Annotated in this window: 13 protein-coding genes and 1 pseudogene; 8 read left to right on the top strand and 6 right to left on the bottom strand. The window is 63.9% G+C overall.

Translation table 11 applies throughout. From position 1 onward, the window contains the following. Nucleotides 1–982 precede the first annotated feature (982 nt). Both AC0L3K_RS17410 and AC0L3K_RS17405 read right to left on the bottom strand, forming a co-directional pair. Nucleotides 983–1,366: a hypothetical protein gene (locus tag AC0L3K_RS17410; RefSeq protein WP_007596113.1), complete on the bottom strand. Its 384-nt coding sequence runs from the start codon at nucleotides 1,364–1,366 to the stop codon at nucleotides 983–985. 302 nt (nucleotides 1,367–1,668) lie between these two features. Beyond that, on the bottom strand, nucleotides 1,669–1,917 hold the full coding sequence (locus AC0L3K_RS17405; RefSeq protein WP_007596106.1) for a hypothetical protein: 249 nt from the start codon (nucleotides 1,915–1,917) through the stop codon (nucleotides 1,669–1,671). A gap of 490 nt (nucleotides 1,918–2,407) precedes the next feature. Here AC0L3K_RS17405 and AC0L3K_RS17400 point away from each other — a divergent pair, with 490 nt between their 5' ends. The 6 genes from AC0L3K_RS17400 (at nucleotide 2,408) to AC0L3K_RS17375 (ending at nucleotide 10,749) form a co-directional block, all read left to right on the top strand. Continuing rightward, on the top strand, nucleotides 2,408–3,088 hold the full coding sequence (locus AC0L3K_RS17400) for a response regulator transcription factor (protein WP_035993491.1): 681 nt from the start codon (nucleotides 2,408–2,410) through the stop codon (nucleotides 3,086–3,088). 9 nt (nucleotides 3,089–3,097) lie between these two features. Beyond that, a complete protein-coding gene (locus AC0L3K_RS17395) occupies nucleotides 3,098–4,522 on the top strand; it encodes a sensor histidine kinase (protein WP_007596103.1) in 1,425 nt (474 codons plus the stop codon). Nucleotides 4,523–4,582: 60 nt separating this feature from the next. Continuing rightward, complete coding sequence (gene rpoH / locus AC0L3K_RS17390) at nucleotides 4,583–5,506, top strand: RNA polymerase sigma factor RpoH (protein WP_473366486.1); 924 nt, start codon at nucleotides 4,583–4,585, stop codon at nucleotides 5,504–5,506. Between the two features lie 79 nt (nucleotides 5,507–5,585). After that, entirely contained in the window at nucleotides 5,586–8,768 is a 3,183-nt protein-coding gene (locus AC0L3K_RS17385) for an efflux RND transporter permease subunit (protein WP_007596100.1), read from the top strand. Continuing rightward, nucleotides 8,765–10,036, top strand: a complete 1,272-nt coding sequence (locus tag AC0L3K_RS17380) for an efflux RND transporter periplasmic adaptor subunit (RefSeq protein ID WP_473366485.1) — start codon at nucleotides 8,765–8,767, stop codon at nucleotides 10,034–10,036. The genes AC0L3K_RS17385 and AC0L3K_RS17380 overlap by 4 nt, the downstream gene beginning before the upstream one ends. A gap of 11 nt (nucleotides 10,037–10,047) precedes the next feature. Beyond that, nucleotides 10,048–10,749, top strand: a complete 702-nt coding sequence (locus tag AC0L3K_RS17375; RefSeq protein ID WP_007596098.1) for a hypothetical protein — start codon at nucleotides 10,048–10,050, stop codon at nucleotides 10,747–10,749. 49 nt (nucleotides 10,750–10,798) lie between these two features. Here the strand turns inward: AC0L3K_RS17375 and AC0L3K_RS17370 are convergent, their stop codons facing one another. The 4 genes and pseudogenes from AC0L3K_RS17370 to AC0L3K_RS17355 all read right to left on the bottom strand — a co-directional run bounded on the left by AC0L3K_RS17370 (nucleotide 10,799) and on the right by AC0L3K_RS17355 (nucleotide 17,111). Next, nucleotides 10,799–12,007 (bottom strand): ABC transporter substrate-binding protein, encoded by a 1,209-nt coding sequence (locus tag AC0L3K_RS17370; RefSeq protein WP_473366484.1) that lies wholly within the window; start codon nucleotides 12,005–12,007, stop codon nucleotides 10,799–10,801. A 1,580-nt stretch (nucleotides 12,008–13,587) separates the two neighbouring features. Further along, nucleotides 13,588–14,955 (bottom strand): annotated as a pseudogene (locus AC0L3K_RS17365) (ATP-binding protein); the annotation flags it as partial. A gap of 488 nt (nucleotides 14,956–15,443) precedes the next feature. Next, nucleotides 15,444–15,671, bottom strand: coding sequence for a hypothetical protein (locus tag AC0L3K_RS17360; RefSeq protein ID WP_219681611.1), 228 nt, complete (start codon nucleotides 15,669–15,671; stop codon nucleotides 15,444–15,446). 174 nt (nucleotides 15,672–15,845) lie between these two features. Then, entirely contained in the window at nucleotides 15,846–17,111 is a 1,266-nt protein-coding gene (locus AC0L3K_RS17355; protein WP_007596093.1) for an ABC transporter substrate-binding protein, read from the bottom strand. A gap of 811 nt (nucleotides 17,112–17,922) precedes the next feature. Here AC0L3K_RS17355 and AC0L3K_RS17350 point away from each other — a divergent pair. Both AC0L3K_RS17350 and AC0L3K_RS17345 read left to right on the top strand, forming a co-directional pair. After that, the gene (locus AC0L3K_RS17350; protein WP_473366483.1) at nucleotides 17,923–18,204 is read left to right on the top strand and encodes a hypothetical protein; all 282 of its coding nucleotides are present in this window, start codon (nucleotides 17,923–17,925) and stop codon (nucleotides 18,202–18,204) included. 115 nt (nucleotides 18,205–18,319) lie between these two features. After that, entirely contained in the window at nucleotides 18,320–21,172 is a 2,853-nt protein-coding gene (locus AC0L3K_RS17345) for an ATP-binding protein (protein ID WP_473366482.1), read from the top strand. Nucleotides 21,173–21,209 lie beyond the last annotated feature (37 nt).

Raw genomic sequence — 21,209 nt, 5'->3', positions numbered from 1 at the left:
ATCGATGCGCGGGCGTGCGTGGACCGCGTAAGAACGGCGGCTTCTGGCGGGCTATCAAGGCACGAGGTCGGGGGTTAAGCTGCCCTCCGGTAAGCGAACAGCGCCTCCACAGTAGTGGGTTTGGCACCGTAGCGGTCTCCCGCTACGATTTCCCCGAGCTTCGCATGTGCGGCTTTGACCTATGGGAGGACTACCCGTCGGGCAAAACACCCGCCACTCCGTCAACCCCTCCCCACAAAAATATTCCACTTTACCGAAATTCGGTTTTGGCGTATGTGTCGCTCATCCCGGCTCATCCTTGAGGGGCGATCTTGTGGTCGTCACGTTCGCGAGCCGGGCTTGCGGTGGACGCGGCAGCGTTCGGGTGCGAGTGGCCAAGGGCAGGGCGGATTGCTCTCCGTGAGCCCAAGGCTTCGTTCCGACGAGCGGCGCTGCTAGGCTTCGTCTCGTCTGTAAGTTTCCGGCTCCGTCGACAGGGCTGGAAAAACTGCGGCGAAATGGCGGGCCGTGCGTACGGCAAAACCGTGTGGTCCTGGCCGTCGTTGCTACGGTCAAGCCCTGGCGAATGCGGCATCCGCGTCAACCGGCGCGGTGCCGGTGAATTTCGCGAAGGCGAGGGAGGCCAAAAGGAACTCGGCTCCCGGGAGAGCACGGCATAAGCCGTCCAACCATCGCGCAGGGAAGGCCGAGTGATTGGCACCACCTGTATGCTGCTGTGCGGTTTCCTTGCGCACCATTTTCGCGCAGCGGACCGCGGGTGCGAGGTCAGCACCCGGCCTTTCCTGCGCCCTCTTGGCTTAGAGGGTGGAGTGACGAAGCAAAGCTCGGGCGAAATGCGCCGCGAGGATGCGAAGCTATGCCTGTTAGGCCGTAGGATGGGTAGAGCACTTGCGAAACCCATCATGCTTCCGCGCGGATGAAACATGATGGATTTCGCTTCGCTCTACCCATCTTACCAGCGCTGCTACAAGTGCGTGACTGGCTAGCTGCAGCTCAGCGGCACCGGCTGGCCGGGATGCAGCTCGTACCAATCATAGCAATCCGGACCGGCGCCGTAGAATCCATATCCGGGGCGGAAGCGGCCATCGCGGTGAAACGCGTGCTGGCCGAAGCCGCGGGTTGCGGCATGATCGCCGAAGCCTAGGTGCTCGCCGCCGAACCGGGCGCCGCCGCCGAAGCCGCCCTCGTGCCCCATGCCGCCGAAATGCGCGCCGCCGCCAAAGCCCGCATGTCCGCCGCCGAATCCGCCACCGCCAAATCCGCCGTGGCCGCCGCCACCACCACCGCCGCCGTGCGCGTCGGCCGTGCCGATGGCGAGCGTCGAGGCGAGCGCCGCTGTTGCCAGAATCATGATCACTCGTTTCATGGAAAACTCCTCTCGTGTTGAGCCCGGTCATCCCTGAAGCCCGCTTCCGCGTCGCGCGGTGCGCGCGAGGCCGCTTGATGGCTGGGCGTGTGACGCTGGAGAGGTAGGAGCGCTGCGCGGCAATCCAACTGAATTCGACGTCAGACATTGGGGTCAGACATCGGGCTCGCCGCGCACGAAGGTGATTGCGCCGCGCGTAGCCGCGACGCACGCAAAGGAGCGGGCTGACGAGATCAGTCCGCTCCCTGTCATTCGATACGCGTCCGGCCGGCGAAGTCACCCGGCCGGATGCGTTGGCGCGATCAGAAGAAGCTGCCGGTGCCGGGCTCGCAAGGCACGTTGTTGCCGGTCCACGGCGCGGTGGCGAAGGCGCCGACGCGCGGCGCCGGCACGCAGCCACGTTCGCCCTGATAGACCGGCGCGCTCGTTGCGACCGTGTCGGCCTCCATCGCGGGCTGCCGCACGAGGCGGTGATGCTCGCGCGCCATGGCGGGGCCGCCGAGCATGGCGGCCGCAATCAGTCCCATCGACAACAGTTTGGACGTGGTCATTCGCTCTCTCCTTTGATGACATCAGGCCGACCAAGCCGGCTGGTCGTCGAGGTGTGCGCGATCGGGCCCGATTCAAATGCACGATTTGCTCACCGCAATTCAACGGCCCGTGAGCCGATCTGACGTCGCAACCACGATCGTGCGAATCCATAACATCCGTTGTCCCCCGGACGACTGCGAGCGCGTCGAGCTCATATGTTCGATGCAGCGCAGTTCGGAGCGGAGCCCACAAGATGATCACGACATTGGCAACACGCGTCGCTCTTGCACTGGTGCTGCTCCTCAGGCGCGCAGCCGACATCATGAACTGCAATTCAATGGCGCCCCATGCGCCGCAAGCCTATCTCCTACCTCAGCGAGTGGCCGGCAACAGGCGACATCAGGGCCGCGCGTTCGACGAGCACGGGCATCGCACATGACCCAACGCGTCGCCGAGCCCACGCGCCCCTACCGCGCGCCGAGACGCCGCGTGGAACGTGGAGCGAGGGTCATGAACCGGATTCTCCTGATCGAGGACGATGCCGAGACCGCCGAGGCGATTGTCGCCGAGCTTGCCGACCGCGGGTTCGAGGTGCATTGGTCCGCCGACGGCGTCGATGGCCTCGACCGCGCGCGCGTGTCGAGCCCCGATGCCATGATCGTCGATCGCATGCTGCCGGGCATGGATGGGCTGACCGTCATCGAGGCACTTCGCAACGACCAGGTCAGGACGCCCGTTCTGGTCCTGAGCGCGCTCGGCGCGGTGGACGACCGGGTGCGCGGATTGCGAATGGGCGGAGATGATTACCTCACAAAACCGTTCGCGATCATCGAGCTGGTCGCGCGGATAGAGGCGTTGCTGCGCCGTCCGATCGACAGCCGCGAAACCATCCTGCATGTCGGACCGCTCGAGCTCGATCTGATCGAGCGGACCGCGCGGCGCGGCGAACGCCGGCTCGAGTTGCTGCCGCGCGAATTCCGCCTGCTCGAATACATGATGCGCCGGAACGACCAGGTGCTGACGCGTGCGATGCTGCTGGAGGAGGTCTGGAACTACAAGTTCGTTCCGGCAACCACGAACCTGATCGACGTGCATATGGGCCGGCTCCGTCACAAGGTCGACGGCCCCGGAGAGGTGCCGCTCATCCACAACGTCCGAGGCTCCGGCTTCGTCCTGCGTTCGCGGCAATAGGGGCCGGCGATGCGTCAGATCCAGCTGATCCGCTCCAGCACGTTCCTTTCGGCCCTGGCCATGGCGGCCGGCTTCGCGCTGTTCGTGGTCGGCCTGTTCGCATTCATCTACTGGAAGCTCGACAACTATCTGGTCGCGCGATCCGATCGCATGATTACCACCCAGATTCACTTCATCTCAGACCTGTCGCCGGCCCATCGCATCAGCGCGATCGCGGATCATCTCGATCAGGATTCCAGGGGCGTGCAATACGCGGGACTGTTCGATGCCGCGGGCACCCGCCTTGCCGGCAACATCGACCACGTGCCGCGCGAGCTCGGGCTCGATGGAGCGGTGCAGGGCGTGCGCCTCGATCTCATCAAGTCGCCGACGGTGCACAATCCTGTCGTCAGGGTGGTTGGCAAGCGCCTCGACGGCGGCGATGTCCTGGTGGTCGGACGGAATGTCGATGAGACACGCGAGATCTCGAGCGTGGTGGGGCAGGCGCTGGCCCTGGGCCTGCTGCCGGCCTTCAGCCTCTGCCTGCTGGCCGGTGCCTGGCTCAGCCTGCGCGCCCAGAGGCGCGTCGAGGAGGTGAACCAGCGGGTCCAGCGCATCGTGGCCGGCGAGCTGCGCGAGCGGCTTCCGCAGGACGGGACGGACGATCCGTTCGCGCGGCTGGCCGGGATCGTCAACGGCATGCTCGACGAGATGGAGGCGATGATCAATGCGCTCGCCGGCGTCGGCAACGACATCGCCCATGATCTCAGGACGCCGCTCACGCGCGTCCGCCTGGCGCTGGAGCGCGGGCGCTCCCATGCGGCCACTCTGGAGGAGCTGCAGGAGACCATCGACAAAGCCATTGCCGGCATCGACCAGTCGCTCGCGATCGTCACCGCCCTGCTGCGCCTGACCGAGATCGAGAACAACCGCCGCATGGCCGGCTTTGGCGAGGTCGCGCTCGACGAGATTCTGCGGGAGGTGTGCGATGTCTACGAACCCATCGCCGAAGACAAGCGCGTGGGGCTCGGTGTCGTCATCGAGCGCGATGTGCTTGTGTGGGGCGACCGGGACCTGCTGTTCGAGGCGGTCGCCAATCTCGTCGACAATGCCGTCAAGTTCACGCCGTCAGGCGGTCGGGTCGAGCTCGCCCTGGAAGCGGACGACGACACTGCGCTGGTGCGCGTCAGCGATACCGGGCCCGGCATCAGCGAGCAGGAACGCGAGGCGGTGCTGCGGCGGTTCTATCGCTCCGACAAGATGCGCCATACGCCGGGCGTCGGCCTCGGACTGAGCCTGGTCGCCGCCATCGTCAAGCTGCACGACTTTCGGCTGATCGTCGGTCCCGCCCCTGGTGGACGGATCGAGATCCTTGCCTGGACCGGACGGATGGGCAAGGCCGCCACGCGCCGGTCGCGGACATTGCTGCGCGCAGACGCAGACCAGATGGGATGAGCCACATGGTCCACGATGCTTTCGAGATTGATCAGCCGGCCTGGAGTGCGGGAGCGACAGATGCAGACTAGCCACGAAGTGATGAGGATCAATCCCCCTGCGACGCCGGTCGCACCGGTGTCGGCGCCGTTCCTCAGCGCATATTCCGCGGCCATCGGGCGCTACGACTTCCTTGAGCCCGGTCAGGAGCAGCAGCTTGCACGCCGCTGGCAGCAGACGAGGGACCGAAGCGCAGCAGACGCGCTCGTCACCAGCCATCTCCGGCTCGCGGCCAGGCTGGCGCGAGGCTACAAGGGATACGGCCTTCCGATGGTCGATCTGATTGCCGAGGCTAATCTGGGCCTCGTAATCGCAGCGTCACGCTTCGAACCCGGCCGCGGCGCGCGCTTCTCCACCTATGCGGTCTGGTGGATCAAGGCCGCCATTCACGAATACATCCTGCGGTCCTGGTCCCTCGTCAAGATCGGCACGACGGCCGCGCAGAAGAAGCTGTTTTTCAAGCTCCGCGGCGAGATCAGGAAAGCCACCGGCAGCGCGATGTCGGGGCTCACGCCTGACGTTGCCGAACTGATCGCCGGGAGGCTCGAGGTCACCGCGCGTGAGGTGATCGAGATGGACGCGCGGCTGCATGGCGACATGTCGCTGAACGTGCGCATCGGTGGCGAGGACAGCGGAACCGAGCTGGAAGCCTTGCTGGTCGACGGGGCGGTCGACGCCGAGACGGTGCTGGTCGATCACGAGCAGACCGAGCGGCGTGCCAGCGCCTTGCGTGTTGCGCTCAGCGGGCTCGCGGCGCGGGAACGTCGCGTCTTCGAGGCGCGGCGGCTGACGGAATGCCCCGTCACGCTCGATCGGCTGGCCCACGAACTCTCCATATCCAGCGAACGTGTCAGGCAGATCGAGATGCGCGCCTTTGCCAAGGTCAAGCGCGCCGTGATGCTTGCCGTGCAGGATGCGCCACGGGGCACCGCATGCAGCGTCTGAATTCGTTTTCATTTGAACGCAGGTCCGGCCGCTCTCATCTGTCCGACGATCCCGCGTAACTCCCTCCAGGCAGACCCCCATGGGAATTGTTCGCTTCGCGCTACGGCTTCCGCACACATTCTATGTGCTTGCTGCGCTGATCCTGTTCCTCGGCGGGATCGCAATCCGGTCGATGCCGACGGATATTTTCCCGGAGATCCGGATCCCCGTGGTCACCGTGATCTGGAGCTACACCGGCCTGTCCACGCCGGAGATGGAGCAGCGCGTCAGCACCTACAGCCAGTATTCGATCAGCGCCAATGTCAGTGGCATCAAGAATATCGAAGCGCAGACCCTCAACGGCCTCTCGATTCAGAAAATCTACTTCCAGCCGGACGTCAATCTCGATCTCGCGATCTCGCAGATCGTCTCGGGGACCAATGCCATCCGCGCCCTGATGCCGCCGGGGATCCAGCCGCCGATCATCGTGCAGTTCAATGCCTCGAGCGTCCCGGTGCTCCAGCTCAGTCTCCAGTCGAACAGCCTGAACGAGCAGCAGCTCTACGATTTCGGCATTTACCGCGTCCGCCAGCAGCTGGCTCCCGTTCCGGGCGTGACCCTGCCCACGCCTGCCGGCGGCAAATACCGCCAGATCATGGTCGACATCGATCCGAACAAGCTCCTGTCGCGCGGATTGACGCCGCTCGACATCGTCAATGCGGTGAACACCCAGAACCTGACGCTGCCGACCGGCACGACCAAGATCGGCGACACCCAGTACACCGTTCGAACCAATGCGACGCCGGCCACGATCCAGGATCTCAACATGATCCCCGTCAAGTTCGTGAACGGGGCCACGATCTTCCTGAAGGACGTCGCCCAGGTTCGCGACGGGGCCCAGGTCCAGCAGAACATCGTGCGCGAGGACGGCCACCGCGCCGTCCTGCTCAGCATCATCAAGAACGGAAATGCCTCCACGCTCGCTGTCGTCAACGGCGTCAAGGCGGCGTTGACGTCTATCCGCGCGGCGGCTCCGGCGGGGCTGAAGATCAACGAGCTGTTCGACCAGTCGATATTCGTGACCCATTCGGTCAATGGCGTGCTGCGCGAAGGTGCGATCGCCGCCGGCCTGACCGCGCTGATGATCTTGGTGTTTCTGGGATCGTGGCGGTCGACGCTGGTCGTCCTGATCTCGATCCCGCTGGCGATGCTGTCTTCGCTGATCGTGCTGTATTTCCTCGGCGAGACCCTCAACACGATGACGCTCGGCGGGCTCGCCCTCGCGGTCGGTATCCTCGTCGACGATTCGACGGTGACGATCGAGAACACGCACCGGCTCTGGACCGAGGAAGGCATGCCGTTGCCCGAGGCGACCCTGCACGGAGCCGCTGAAATCGCCATCCCGACGCTGGTCTCGACGCTCGCGATCAGTTGCGTGTTCACCTCGGTCGTGTTCCTGGAGGGCCCGGCCAAATACCTGTTCACGCCGCTCGGCCTGGCGGTGGTGTTCGCGATGTTGGCGTCCTACGGGCTGTCGCGAACGCTCACGCCGATCACCATCGGCCTGCTGCTGAAGGGCGAACGGCGTCATGGCGAGAGCGCGCGCCCGTCAGGCATCTTTGCGCGCGCCTCCGCTGCGTTCGAGCGCGGGTTCGAGCACCTGCGCGAGGGCTATTCCGATCTCCTGCAAAAGTTGTTGCGGCGTCGTGCCGTCGTGCCCGTCGTCGCCGTGCTTGTGCTGGCGCTCGGAGCCACCATGTTCGCCTATGTCGGCAGGGATTTTTATCCCGTCATCGACGGCGGCCAGATCCAGCTCCATGTTCGCGCGCCAGCGGGTACGCGGATCGAGCGTACGGAAGCGATCTTCCAGGCGGTCGAGGACAAGGTCCGCGAGGTCATTCCGGAAGGCGACCGGGCGTTGATCGTCGACAATATCGGTCTTCCGGCGCGGGCCTACAATCTCGCATTCACCGACGGCTCGACGATCGGAGTGAATGACGGCACCATTCTGGTATCGCTGAAGGATGGGCACAAGCCGACGGCGGATTACGTCAGGAAGTTGCGGCAGGTGCTGCCAGCGGCGTTCCCGGAGGACACCTTTTATTTCCAGGCGGCCGATATCGTCACGCAGATCCTGAACTTCGGGCTTCCCGCGCAGATCGATGTCCGCACGGTCGGTTACGGCAGCAACAATCTGGCCGTGGCCAAGGAGCTGCAGAAGAGCCTCGCGGCGATCCCCGGCGTGGTCGATGCGCATCTGCAGCAGGAGGTCGATGCTCCCGCGTTCTACGCCGACATCGACCGCACCCGCGCCGCACAGCTCGGCCTCAATGCGAGCACGGTGGCGACCAATATCAATGTCAGCCTCAGCTCGTCCGCGCAGGTCTCGCCGAATTTCTGGACGGACCCGACGTCAGGCATCCCCTATTACCTTGCGGTGCAGACACCCGAATACAGGGCTGATTCGCTGAACGCCTTGGGCAACACGCCAGTGTCGGCCTCGGCTGCCGCAAGCGGTCAGACGGTGCCGGGCTTGCTCAGCAATGTCGCGACGTTCAAGCGGGGGACCGTTCCCACCAATTCGAACCAGGCCAATGTCCAGCCGGTGTTCGACGTCTATGCGAGTGTCCAGGGCCGCGATCTCGGCAGCGTAGCGGCCGATATCGAGAAGGTGACGTCAGCCCTGCAGAAGCAGCTCCAGCCAGGCAATTCGATCCAGGTTCTGGGACAGATCCAGAGCATGCATCAGTCGTTCCGCGATCTCGGGATGGGACTGCTGTTCGCCGCTATCCTGGTCTACCTGCTGATGGTCGTGAACTATCAGAATTTTGGCGATCCCTTCGTCGTCATCCTGGCGCTGCCGGCGACGTTTTGCGGCATCGTGACGATGCTGTTCATCACCGGGACGACGCTGAACGTGCCCTCGTTGATGGGAGCCATCATGGCGATCGGCGTTGCCTCGGCCAATTCCATCCTGCTTGTGACCTTCGCGCGTGACGAGCAGCTGAAGGGGCATTCCGCGTTCCAGGCGGCGCTGAGCGCGGGCCGAACGAGGATCCGGCCCGTCTTGATGACCGCGGCCGCGATGATCGTAGGCATGATCCCGATGGCGATCGGCGGTCCGGGCGAGGAGCAGAACGCGGCGCTCGCGCGGGCGGTCATCGGCGGGCTGCTGTTCGCAACCCCGACCACCCTGCTGATCGTGCCGTATCTCTTCGCCATGCTGCGCAAGAGCAACGATGGCAAGCCTCGGCACGGCGTATTTGAGGAGCAACCGGAATGAGCGACGTTCGCGCAAGAACCGATGACGACGGTGCGAGAGATCGCCCCGGGGCGGAAAACCTCCGGGTTGTGGAGCTGCCGAGCAAGGGCGCACGATCCGGACGCCCTTATGGTGGGGCGCTGCTGGGCGGAGGCCTGCTCCTGCTGCTTGCGGGCGGTCTCGGCATCGGCGGCTGGCGGCACTACGAGGTTGCGCGTCAGGTGGCCGCCGTGGCCGAACAGGTTCGGACCAACATTCCGGAAATTCGGGTGGCGACGGTCAAGCCCAGCGGCGACATCATGAAGGTCAGCCTGCCAGCGACGACGACTGCATTCGAGGCGGCCAACATCTTCGCGCGGACCAGCGGCTACATCGAGAAGCGCCACGTCGATATCGGCGATCGCGTGAAGAAGGGCGATCTCCTCGCGGAAATCACCGCTCCCGAGCTGGATCAGCAGATCGCGCAGGCGCAGGCGACGCTCGCCCAGGACCAGGCTGCGCTTCAGCAGGCGCAAGCCAGCCGGGAGCTGGCCGACGTCACCAACTCGCGCGACAGCAATCTTGTCAAGCAAGGCTGGTTAACGGCACAGCAGGGCGACAACGACCGTCTCACCCTGCGCGCGCAGCAGGGGGCTGTGGGCGTCGCCCAGTCGAACATCACGGCGCAGGAGGCGCAGATTCGCGTTCTCCAGCAAGAGAAGTCCTACCAGCGTGTGGTGGCGCCGTTCGATGGCGTGGTCACGCAGCGGAACGTGGACAATGGCAGCCTGGTGCAAGCCGGCTCCACCTTCTTGTTCACGATGATGCATTCCGATGTGGTCCGAACTCAGGTCTTCGTACCGCAGGACGAGGCTTTCGGAGTTGCCCCGGGCGTCGATGCGGACATCCGCGTTCCCGAAATTCCGGGGCGGACGTTTGCGGGCAAGGTCACGCGCATCGCAACCGCGCTGCAGCCGGGGAGCCGAACGCTGCTGACCGAGATCGACGTGCCCAATCCAGATGGTCTGCTCAGTCCCGGCATCTATTGCACCGTCGAATTATCGATACCGCGCAGGACGCCATCAATGACGGTCCCGTCCGACGCGCTCGTCTTCGATCAGAATGGCCTCCACGTCGCGGTCGTGCGGAACGGCACGGTCCACTTACAGCAGGTCTCGATCTCCAGGGATTTCGGCACCACGGTGGAAGTGCGCGACGGCGTGCAGCCCGGCGATCAGGTCGTGCTCAATCCTGCGGTCACGCTGGCAGAAGGCAGCAAGGTCACCGTTCGCAAGCTTGAGACGAGCTAGGGACACGAGAGATGATACGGTTCGCGTTTGCAATGATGGTCGCTTTCCTGCTCGGCTTCTCTCCGGGCCAGGCACAAATCGCAACGACCGGCAGCACCGCAATGGATCTGCCGACGGTGCCGGGCGCGATCGTGATCTCGCCGCTCAACAGTCCGGGGCCGTTTTCCGCAACGACTGTGCCGGGTGCTCCGGATACGACGCTGGCGCCCGTTCCGCTGGCGTCGGATCCGGTGACGCCGGGGACAGTGGTCATCTGCGCGCCGCCATCGTCATCGCTGTCGCCGGTGCCGGCGACTCCAGCTGTATCGCCCACGGGTCTTTCGCCTCCGGGCATCGCGGCTCCGATCCTGCCGCTCACGGGACAGAGCGGTAGCTCCATCGGGACGATTCCCGCGGCCGCTCCGGCGGGAACAGGTGCAACAGTGGCCTGCAGTTCAACGCCGGGAGGACAGGTGACCAGCGCTGCGTCTCTGCCGCTTTCGATTTCGCAAGTGCCTGCAAGCCCCGCGCCCGGCACGATCCCGGCGGACGCCAGCAACGCCGGCGGCACGGGCATCGACCCGAACGCCACCGTCGTGCCGAGCCCTAACAGCTCGGCTTGCGCGGAAGGGGTCTCTATGAACCTGGCGGAGCCCGCGACGGTGGTGCCGGCGAACGCCTCAGGCGCTGCGCCGACGCCGGGCGTATCGCCGATCCTGCCGCCGGGATGCTGAGGTGGACTTGCAGGGCTTCCGTGTTATCGCATCACACGGCATTCGCCAGTCATATTGCCGGGCGCAACTTGCGGACTTCGGCATCCGGGGGAAGGACGCTTCCACCATCCCTATATTTCCAGTCTACCATGACGGCCTTGTTGCCCCTGACCGCGGTGCGACCGACGAATGTTCCCATCGTGCTTTGATGATCGATCGAACGCCAAATTGCCGGTCCAAACGGTGTATCGAAGCTGACATTGCCAAACCCATCCGCCATCGTTTCGGTATCGAGGCTCCCGAGCCGCTCGATCGGAGCCACGATGGAGCTGATCATGGCGTGACCGACCACGGAGCCCATGGTGGGAGCCTCGCCGTAGCGCGCGGAATAGGCCGACGCGAATGAACTGTTGGCCTGGTCCAGGATCTCGGTCACGGGATAGCCGGTCACGATCCATCCTGTCGGCGCGTCCTCTCCGAGCGGATGGAGATATTCGGGTTCGCCTGTCGTGAACGACACGACATCTCGTCCTTCGAACAGGCCGCGATCCTTTCCCTGCCGGACGAATTTGGTGAGATCGGGCCCGAAGGTGATATTGAGGATCGCCTCGGGATTCTGCTGTGCGAGCGCGTTCACGACCACGCCGGCATCGATGGCAGCCAGCGGCGGCCATTGACTGCCAACGAACGCGACATCGGGGCGACGTTGGCGGAGAAGCTGCATGAACCACCTTACGGCCGACTGCCCGTACTCGTAGTTCGGAGCGATTGTCGCCCATCGTGTCGCCTTGAGTTGAGCGGCCTCCTCAACCAGCATCGCTGCCAGCATGTAGGTCGAGGGGCGGAGCCTGTAGCAATATCGATGTCCCCGCTCCCAGACGAGGGCATCCGTGAGCGGCTCGCTCGCCACGAACAAGACCCGGTTCTGCCGGGCGAAGTCGCTGATCGCGAGGCCGACATTCGACAGATATGCGCCTGCCAGCAGATCGACGTCGTTCCTGCGCACGAGTTCCTCTGCCGCGCGGATCGCGACGCTGGGTTTGCCTTCGTCGTCCCGGCTGACGACCTGCAGCTCGCGACCGAGAAGGCCGCCTTTGGCGTTGACCTGCTCGACCGCCAACTGCCAGCCGCGACGATAGGGCAGGGTGAACGCGGGGGCGCTGCTATAGGAGTTGATCTCGCCGATCCTGATCGGTCGCGTGCCCTGCGCACGGATGATGCCGGGCGAAAACACCGAAGCGCCGATGCCGCCCAAAATCTGTCGTCGAGAGATGTTCATCACGCAAGGTCCGGAAGATGGAGTGAAGGGCAGTGTCGGCCGAAAGGCATCGCAACCTAATGGCAGGTGCAGGATGGGAGCCGGTCGCCGTCGGATGTCGAAAGCGAGATGCCCGGTATTTCAGCCAGAGTGCGGGCAAAGGCGAGTGCGGGAAGGTCAATCTCCTGATCGAACAGCGCGCTCACCGGGCCCACAAGATCAAGGGCCGTCTGCTGACGGTTCGATTTCGCCATGATCCCTGCCCACGCAGCCGCAACTTTCAACTCGTAGAAGCGGCATTGCTGGTCCCTGGCGATGGACAGTCCCTCGGCGAACAGCACCTCGGCTCGCGAAAGATCGGATGGTCCGTTGGCCAGGAGAATCTCGGCCTTGATCCGCAATAGGTCCGCAAGGCACCACAATTGCCGGCCTTGCCGCGACATCGACAAGGCCTCTTCCACCGCGGCCAGGGCCTGCGCAGCCTCACCGATCGCGAGCAGGCCTTCGGCGAGCGATCCGAGAAACTCGGGATTGCGCATCAGCCAGCCGTTCTCGGTCCGCGCCTTCAGGCCGCTGCGCAGCAGCGCTATTCCGTCGTGATGCTTGCCTTGCAGAACCAGCAATTGTCCCTTCAGGCAGGACGTCCAGCTGGTCCAGAAAGCTATTCCCTCGCGCGTGACGAGTTCGAGAAGGGAGGATATCGCCTGATCGGCGGCGGCAAGATCATGCGTCATCAGCGCGATCGGGCAGACGGCATTGCGGAGTGCATAGGCGATCGCAAGCTTGTCCTTCTCGCGCTGGGCCTCCTCGAGGCACTCGGCGGCCAGAGATCTGCTCTGGGCGATCTTTCCCTGCAGCAGCAGGACGCGCGCCAACATCGCCTTGGCGAGAACGCTCTGGTTCAGCAGAAACCACATCTGGTTCGCACCGCCGTTCAATCCGTGAGCCGAACGGTCCAGCGACAGCGTCAGCTCGCGTCGAGCATCCTCCTGCATTCCATAGAAATGGGTGGCAGCGCCGATCAGGCGACGACCTACCGCCTCGTTGGCGGGATTTCCGGTGCGCAGCGCGATCTCGAGGTAGCGCTCGCCGACCTCCCTGGCCGCGGCATATTGGCCCGAGTTTAGGTTATAGCTCCACAACGTCCAGACCGCCTTGAGCTGAAGCTCGAGGTCGGACAATTCCTCAGCGAGCGCGAGACCGATGCTCAGCGCCGCCTTCATGCGATCCGCTGTTCCCGCCGTGTTGAGAAGCGCGAAACCCAACGCGACATAGAGCTGCGCCTTGAGCTTCGGAACGCAGGTGAACTCGGGACTGAAATGCGCAAGCGCGTGCTCGATCCGCGTCGAGCATTCCACGAAGGACAGCAACTGCATCCATACCGGAACGAATCCGGCCGTCAGTTCGATTCCAAGCGCGGTCTCTCCACCGGGCGAGAACGCCCAGTCGAGCGCGGCGTGCACGTTGCCGATCTCCTGAGCGAAACGGGAGATGTCGTCGGGAGCGGGAGAGGCATCGCCGAGCGGTGCGATGATCTGCCTGAGAAAGCCGGCCTGCCGCCTTGCCGCCCGCTCGACGAGGCCTGCCTCTGCGAGCTTCTCCAGCGCATAAGCGCGGGTGCTCTCCAGGAGCCGCCATCGTCCCTCGAATGAGGGGTCTAGCGACACCAGCGATTTCCCGACCAGATTGAACAGGGTTTCAATGACGTCCGACCGCGACAGAGTGTCGTCCATCATTGCACTGGCCGCATCGAGCGTGAAGCCGGCCGGAAACACCGCGAGCTGGCAAAGCAGGTGCTGCTCTGCCGGGGTCAAAAGGTCGTAGCTCCAGTCCAGGGTCGCCCGCAGGGTCTGGTGTCGCGGCAACTGGTCGCGGCGGCCGCCATTCAGGAGCTCGAAGCGCTTATCGAGACGGAGCAGTACGGTGTCGACCCCGAGATTGGCGGCCCGGGCCGCGGCAAACTCCAACGCGAGCGGAATGCCGTCGAGGCGGCGAGAGATGGCGGCGATCTTCCGGAGCTCCTCCGCGCCCGCAACGAAGGTCGCACGTAGGGCCCGCGTTCGCGCGACGAACAGCTGCACTGCGCTTGCCCGCAGCAGCAAGTCGGGATCGTGCATATCGGGATCGGGAACCGACAGCGCCGGAATGGCCGCAACATATTCGCCGTCGATGCGGAGACCTTCGCGGCTGGTCGCGAGCACGGTGACGTTCGGACAATAGCGAAGCACGGCACTGGCAATCTGCGCGGCGACTTCGATCACATGCTCGCAATTGTCCAGGACAAGAAGCAGACGGCGGGTTCCGATGGCCTGCGCAATGCTCGCGGCCGAGACTTCCTTGTCGTTCGAGGCGAGCTTGAGTGCACGGGCGCATGCGGATGCCGCAAGTGCCGCATCCTGCAGGGTCGCGAGTTCGACCAGCGCCACGGAATCGTTGAATGCGGGTGCGACGCTGCGCGCCAACTCGATAGCCAGCTTCGTCTTTCCGATGCCGCCGGGTCCGACCAGGGTCACGGCCCGATAGGCCGAAAGCACATCGACCAATTGGCTCATGCAATCCTCGCGGCCGATGAGAGGCGCGCGGATGCTCGGCAGGTTGTTGGTAAAGGGTGCGTCGGCCGCAATCGTTACCGGCGCGGCCGCAGGGTGCTCCAGATGCCCGCTTCGCCAACTCCCGGCGAGCGTATAGCCGCGGCCCGAAACGGTCTTGAGGAGATTGCGATCCTCGCCGAGTGCCTTGCGGACGGCCGAGATATGGACCTGAAGCGTGTTGTCTTCGACGGTCAGGCCCGACCAGACGCTTCCGATCAAATCATCTTTGGTGACCAGGAGACCCGCGGAGCCGACCAGCTTCTCGAGAACCTCGAACGCACGGCTTCCGATCGGCACCGTGACGTCGTTGTGCCTCAACTCTCTTCGTTGGCAATCGATATGCCATTGTCCGAAAGAGTAGGTGCGATCAACCGACATAAGGGGGCCCGTGATTCAATTCCGCCGCCGTGATCCGGGGGAAATCACGAGCCCGCCCCTTGAGGTCACCGATCCCTGGCATGGATTTGAAAGCGTCAATGCGGTTGGGTCTCCTACAGGGGAGATCGTCAGCGTGTCAAGAAGGCCCGCTCAGTCGCCGGGGCTTCGTTCATTATCAATGCTGACACCCGACACGTTGGTGATCGATACACGAATTCGTGACGACGTTCGGGCGCGTGTCAGAATGGAAAGGGTCCCTCGGAGGGAACCTGATGCCATCAAAGGAAGCATCATTTACTCGGCATCGCCGAGAATCGTCAGCGCAAGAACTCCGGAGCCCAAATGCTTCCAGGCGACGTGCACCAGTCGCAAGAACGGCGGCCTGGTCGTGAGCCGCCGTCCTTCCTTCCGCCGAGAGGTCAAAATCCGGAACGTTGAGGCGATCAACTTCCGGTCGGCGTCAACCGGACTTGCTCCGGTTCGCGAACTCAATAGCCCGAGGTGGGCTCGCAGGGCGGCCGGCGCCAGGGGGCGGTCGCGTACGCACCGACGTCGGGAGCACGGGCGCAGCCGCGCTTGGCGGAGGCCGGCACGCGCTGAGCCGACGCATAAGCCTCGACATTGGTACGCTTCGCGTTGCCTTCGCGGGCCATCGCGGGGGAGGCGATCATGGCCGCGACAACGAATCCGGCCGACAAGAACTTCAGTGTCGTCATCGAACATCTCCTTGAGAAAGCGACGCCAAGAACGCCTCGGCCCGCACCTGAGACATGTGCATGCGTGCGCCGGATCCGCAGTGTCGATCGAACGAACATTTTCCTCTTTGCACGAAGCCGTCGCGGTGCGTTGAATTCATACATCGACGGCTCATCCGACAGGAGGTTCGCGCGCTAGTTTGGTGAGGACGTCGCCTGGTCAGTGCGTCCATCCAGCAGTGGGCCAAACCATTCCCATCTTTCGCCGGTGAAGCGCATCATCCGGAGCTGCTCGATCGGACGAAAGTCCCTCGGTGATGTCTTTATGCGAACACCGGGAATGTAGGCTTCGAGGTCGAGATCGAGATCGGTGGCCACGCGCATGATCCTTTCGTGCGTGAGATCGTCGCCGCAACGCCTGATCACCTCCACGAGTGCACTCGACATGTTGAAGGCCACCAGCGGCCCGCTCTCCGATCGATCTGCCTCCGGATAGTATTTCGCCATGAACGCGCGAAAATGCTGCATGCCCGGATGGCTGTCCCACTGCGGATCAGTCACGTCCATCTGATACCCCGCGCTGAGAATTCCTTTCGCATTGTCCAGTCCGGCGGGCTTCAGCACCGCGCCGACCGAGACCGAGACGTTCGTCACGATGTGGATGGGATGCCAGTCCAGTTCGGCGAGCGTCCTGATCGCCTGCGCGGCGAATTTGGGTGTTGCGATGTCGATGAATATGTCGGGCGCAGCGGCCTTGATCGCGGCGACCTCGGAGTCGATCGTCGGGGTGCTGACCTCATATGATTGGCTGGCAATCACCATTTGCGCGTACTGGTCCTGCAGCACGTCCTTCAGGCCGAGCAGATAGTCGCGTCCAAAGTCGTCGTTCTGGTACAGGATACCGATCCTTGCCCCCGGATGGTGCCGCAGAATGTAGTCCGCATAGATGCGTGCTTCGGTTCGGTAGCTCGGTTGCCAGCCGATGGTCCACGGAAAGTGCTCGGGATCCGCCCAGCGCGATGCTCCGGTGATAACGAACAATTGCGGCACATGCCGGCTATTCATGTATTTCTGGATCGCTGCGTTGCTGACCGTGCCGAACGGAGCGAAGATCGCAAGCACCTCGTCGTCCTCGACGAGCCGTCGCGCTTGCTCGACCGCTTTGGATGGACTGTAGGCGTCGTCGTATGAAATGAAATTGATCTTCCGGCCGTTGATCCCGCCATTGTCGTTGACCATGCGGAAATACGCGCTCATCGTCCTGCCGATGATGCCGTAAGCAGATGCCGGGCCACTGTAGGGCATGATGTTGCCGATCCGGATCTCGGTGTCGCTTGCGCCGGGATCATATCGTGGCTCCGCGGAAGCGCTGCCGACTGCAAGCGCAGCGCAGGAGATGAAGAGCTTTCCCAGGCGCCACGCGTTGCCCGAAATCGAATAACCAGTCCTGCCTGCGATCAAGCGATGCCTCCATGGCGCTGCCGGTCTTTGCACATGCCAACCCTGACGAGGCGTGGCTCGGCCGCGCCCGCTCGAGGCGGCGGACGAGCGCGTGCAGCAGTCGGCGTAGCGACTATAGCGCGGACGGCGCTGCGCGCCCGGTTGCGGATGCTGAAGAACTGTTAAGTTTCGCAGTTTTTGGGTCGGCTATCCGAATCGATGCAATCGGCCCTGCCGCGAAGCCGGCAGGGTGCGCCGCATGGCGCGGTCGCACTCCCGGATTACGGGCAGCATCATCCGCACCTGCAGGAAGCAGAATACTGGATTGTGGTATCTCGTCATCGATGCCAGTTGTGGTCGCGAAATTGGCCTATGCCGAAGACGGGCGCGGCACCGCCCGGCCGTTCGAGACCCATTCGCCCGGCGGGCGTCAGTGCGCCGCCATTCAGCACGTCGCGATCGGGGTACATCGATGCAAAGGCTGCCGGCTCCTGATCAGCGAAAGACCAGGCTGCGGACGCCGACGATATCGTTGCCGTTGAGAGTAGCGCCGCTGCGATTAGAATCTTGAATACACTCATAGCGATTCTCCATTGTTTGCTCCGTGCGGAGAGTCGCTTGGCGATGATCGCTGCTCGGCTGGTGGCGTTTCCGAAGTTTTTTTGATGAAAATGATCTAGGTCGTCGGAGCGGAAAGTCCCGGTGGATCTGCATCACTCCTGCGGGAAGAGTCTGTCACGCTTGTCAGGATTCTCGCGCGTTTGTGCGTAGTCAAACGCGTCCGGTGTCCGTTTCTGGGAGGCGGATAGTTTGAATACCTGGAGTGTGAGCAATGAAATTATTTGCTGTTGTTTGCGTCCTCGCCTGCGTTGCGCTTTCGGGCACCGCGTCCGCCCGCGGCGGCATGGGATCGCATATGTCGATGGAGAGCGGCGGTGCGCTCGGGACGAGCGCCGCCGCGCCGGGCACGAACTCGCTGGGCACTGCGCTTTCGTCGTCCGACGGCGGTGGTCACGCAATGAAGGGGCCGTTGCTTGGCACAGACCAGACCATCGACAAGGAAGATGCCCGGCTTGAGAAGATGCTGGAAGGATCGATCTGCCGCGGCTGCTGAACGGCGCGCATTGCGAGACAGGGGCCGGCGGCCGCGCCGCCCGGCTACCTGTGTCTTTCGACAGGGTTGGTGCTAAGCTGGACTGAAAATGACGAAACCGCTTGGGGCTGTCCCAATGATGGCTGAGCCGGGCCAGCGTCCCGTCTACATTTGCGCGGAATGGGAAATCGATCTTGCCAGACGCGAATTGCGCTCGAACGGCGAACTCGTTCCGTTGGGGGGGCGTGCCTTTGAGATTCTTGCGGAATTGGTTCAGGCGCAGGGCCAGCTCGTCACCAGGGACGACCTGAAGGAGCGGGTCTGGCGGGGCGTCTTTGTCGAGGAGAGTGCACTTCGCGTGCATATCGCTGCGATCCGAAAGGCGCTCGGTTCCGACCGCGACATGTTGTCAACCAGCGTTGGCCGCGGTTATCGTTTGCTGGGAGCATGGCGGGTTCAGCATACGGACACCCCGCTACAATCTGCCGCAACCGGCCTGCTGCCGTCGATCAACATTCCCAGCGCATCATTCAATCTCATCGGCCGAACGGCTGCGATCGCACATTTGTGGCGGCTTCTGTCGGCCTATCGCATCGTGAGCCTGGTCGGGCCTGGCGGCATCGGAAAGACGTCGCTCGCGCTAGAGGTCGCCAGAACGCCGCCGCCCGGCTTTGTGGCTGACCGGTTGCTGGTCGAGCTGGCCCCACTGTCCGATCCGAAGCTCGTCTGCTCGGTCATCGCCAGTGTCCTCGGCACCAAGCTCGAGGGCGAGGAGATCTCACCTGATGCCATCGCGCGCGCGATCGGCTCTCGGCCATTGCTGCTCATTCTCGACAATTGCGAACATGTCATCGACGCCGTGGCGCAGGTGGCCGAGTTGGTTGTCAGCCACTGTGCGGGGACGGTCATTGTTGCGACAAGCCGGGAGGCGCTGCGTATCGAGGGGGAACATGTCTACCGCGTACCTCCTCTGGGCGTACCGCCTGAAACCTGGCACGAGCCCACTGACGCTTCTGCGTATAGCGCAGTGGAATTGTTCACGAGCAGAGCGAAGGCGCTGGGTTCGAGTTTTGTACCCGACGAGGAGAACATCGGCGCCATCGCATCCATCTGCCGCCGGCTCGACGGCATTCCGCTGGCGATCGAGTTTGCGGCGGCGCGCGCAGTCATGCTTAGCCCGCCGAAGATCGCGTCACTTCTCGATGACAGGTTCAAATTCCTGACGACCGGCCGGCGCACGGCGTTGCCGCGGCAGCAAACGTTACGCGCAACGCTCGACTGGAGCTACGACCTCTTGCCGGACGACGAGGCGTGGCTGCTCCGGCAGCTCGGCATATTCGCCGGCGAGTTCCAGCTCGATGCAGTGATTGCTGTTGCTGGCGAGAACATCGGCGATGTGACCGGCCAGCTTGCCAGGCTGGTGGCAAAGTCGCTCGTTCTCGCGGATATTTGCGGCGACAGCCCGCATTATCGTCTGCTGGATACGACGCGTGCCTATGCATTGGAGAAGCTGCGTGCCGGCGGAGAACATCCCGGCGCAGCCTACCGCCAGGCGAAATACTACTGCGGATTCTTTGCCAGCGCCGAAGCCGACAGCGAAGTGAGGCCGCAGGCGGAGTGGCTCACCCTCTATGGCCGACACATCGACAACGTGCGAACGAGTCTCGATTGGGCCTTCTCCCCCGGCGGGGACTCGCAAGTCGGGGCCGCCCTGACGGCGGCCGCGGTCCCGCTCTGGGTGCAATTGTCGCTGCTCGCCGAATGCCGCGAGCGGACCGAACTCGCTTTGGCGCGCCTCGATCCGTCGGCTGCAAACGCGCCGCGACTTCGGATGCAGCTGTCGGCCGCGCGCGGCTGGTCACTGATGTACGGTGTTGGCAGGGCCCGGGAGGCCGGTCCCGCCTGGGCTGCGACCCTACAGCTCGCCGAGCAGCTCGGTGACAGGGATTACCTGCTGCGCGCGCTGTGGGGGCTCTGCATCGATCAGTTCAATAACGGCGAATTCCACAAGGCGCTTGAATTTGCCAATCGCTTCGCGGAGGTCGTGGCCGATTCCGGCAATCCCGTCGATCGCATGATGGCCGACCGCCTTCTCGCAACCACGCTGCATTATCGCGGCGACCAGCGGCTCGCCTATCATCATATCGGCCGAACCCTGTCGCGGCTCTCGGAACTTGCGGCAAAGCCGCAGGTCATTCGTTTCCGGTTCGACCTGCGGGTCTCGACGCGCTATTTCCAGGCGCGGATCCTGTGGTTGCTCGGCCTCGCGGATCAGGCCTTGAGCGTCGTCGAGCACAACGTCGAGGAAGGCCGGACCAGTGGTCACGCACTCACGTTTTGCAGCGTCCTCGGCCAGGGTGCCTGCCCGATTGCGTTCCTGGCCGGCGATCTCGACGCCGCCGAGCGCTATTGTACGATGCTGCTCGAACACACCGAGCGACATCCGATCCGCCTGTGGAATCTGTGGGCGCGCGCCTTCAGAGGAATGCTGATCTCGCGCCGGGGTGACCTCGCGACCGGATTGCCCCTGCTGCGCAAGACGTTTGAGCTCGCGGGCGAGGCGCGCCACCTGCCGCGCTTTCTGCTTCCCCTCGGTGAACTCGCGGTATGTCTCGGCGACGCCGGCGAGGTATCGCAAGGCCTTGCGACCGCCGACGAGGCGCTCGCGCGATGCGAGGCCAGGGACGAGGGGTGGTACGTCGCCGAACTCTGGCGCATCAAGGGCGAATTGCTGCTGCTTCCCGGCGAGCACCGCTCGGCGATCGCCGCCGCGCAGGCCTTCGACAGGGCATTCGAGGTGGCGCGGAGCCAGGGCGCCTTGGCTTGGGAGCTGAGAACGGCGATCAGTGTGGCACGATTGAAAGTGAGCGAGGGGCATCCGGCCGATGCACGCCGTGTTCTCGCGTCCGCATACGGCAAGTTCACTGAAGGTTTCGAGACGGCGGACCTCCGCGACGCGCGTGCAATGCTGGCGAAGCTCGGATCGTAGGTCCTAGATGCCCCGGGAGCGGCATCCGATTCAACCA

It is taken from the genome of Bradyrhizobium sp. MI1.10 (assembly GCF_055811035.1).
This window is presented reverse-complemented; position numbering and strand designations above follow the sequence as displayed.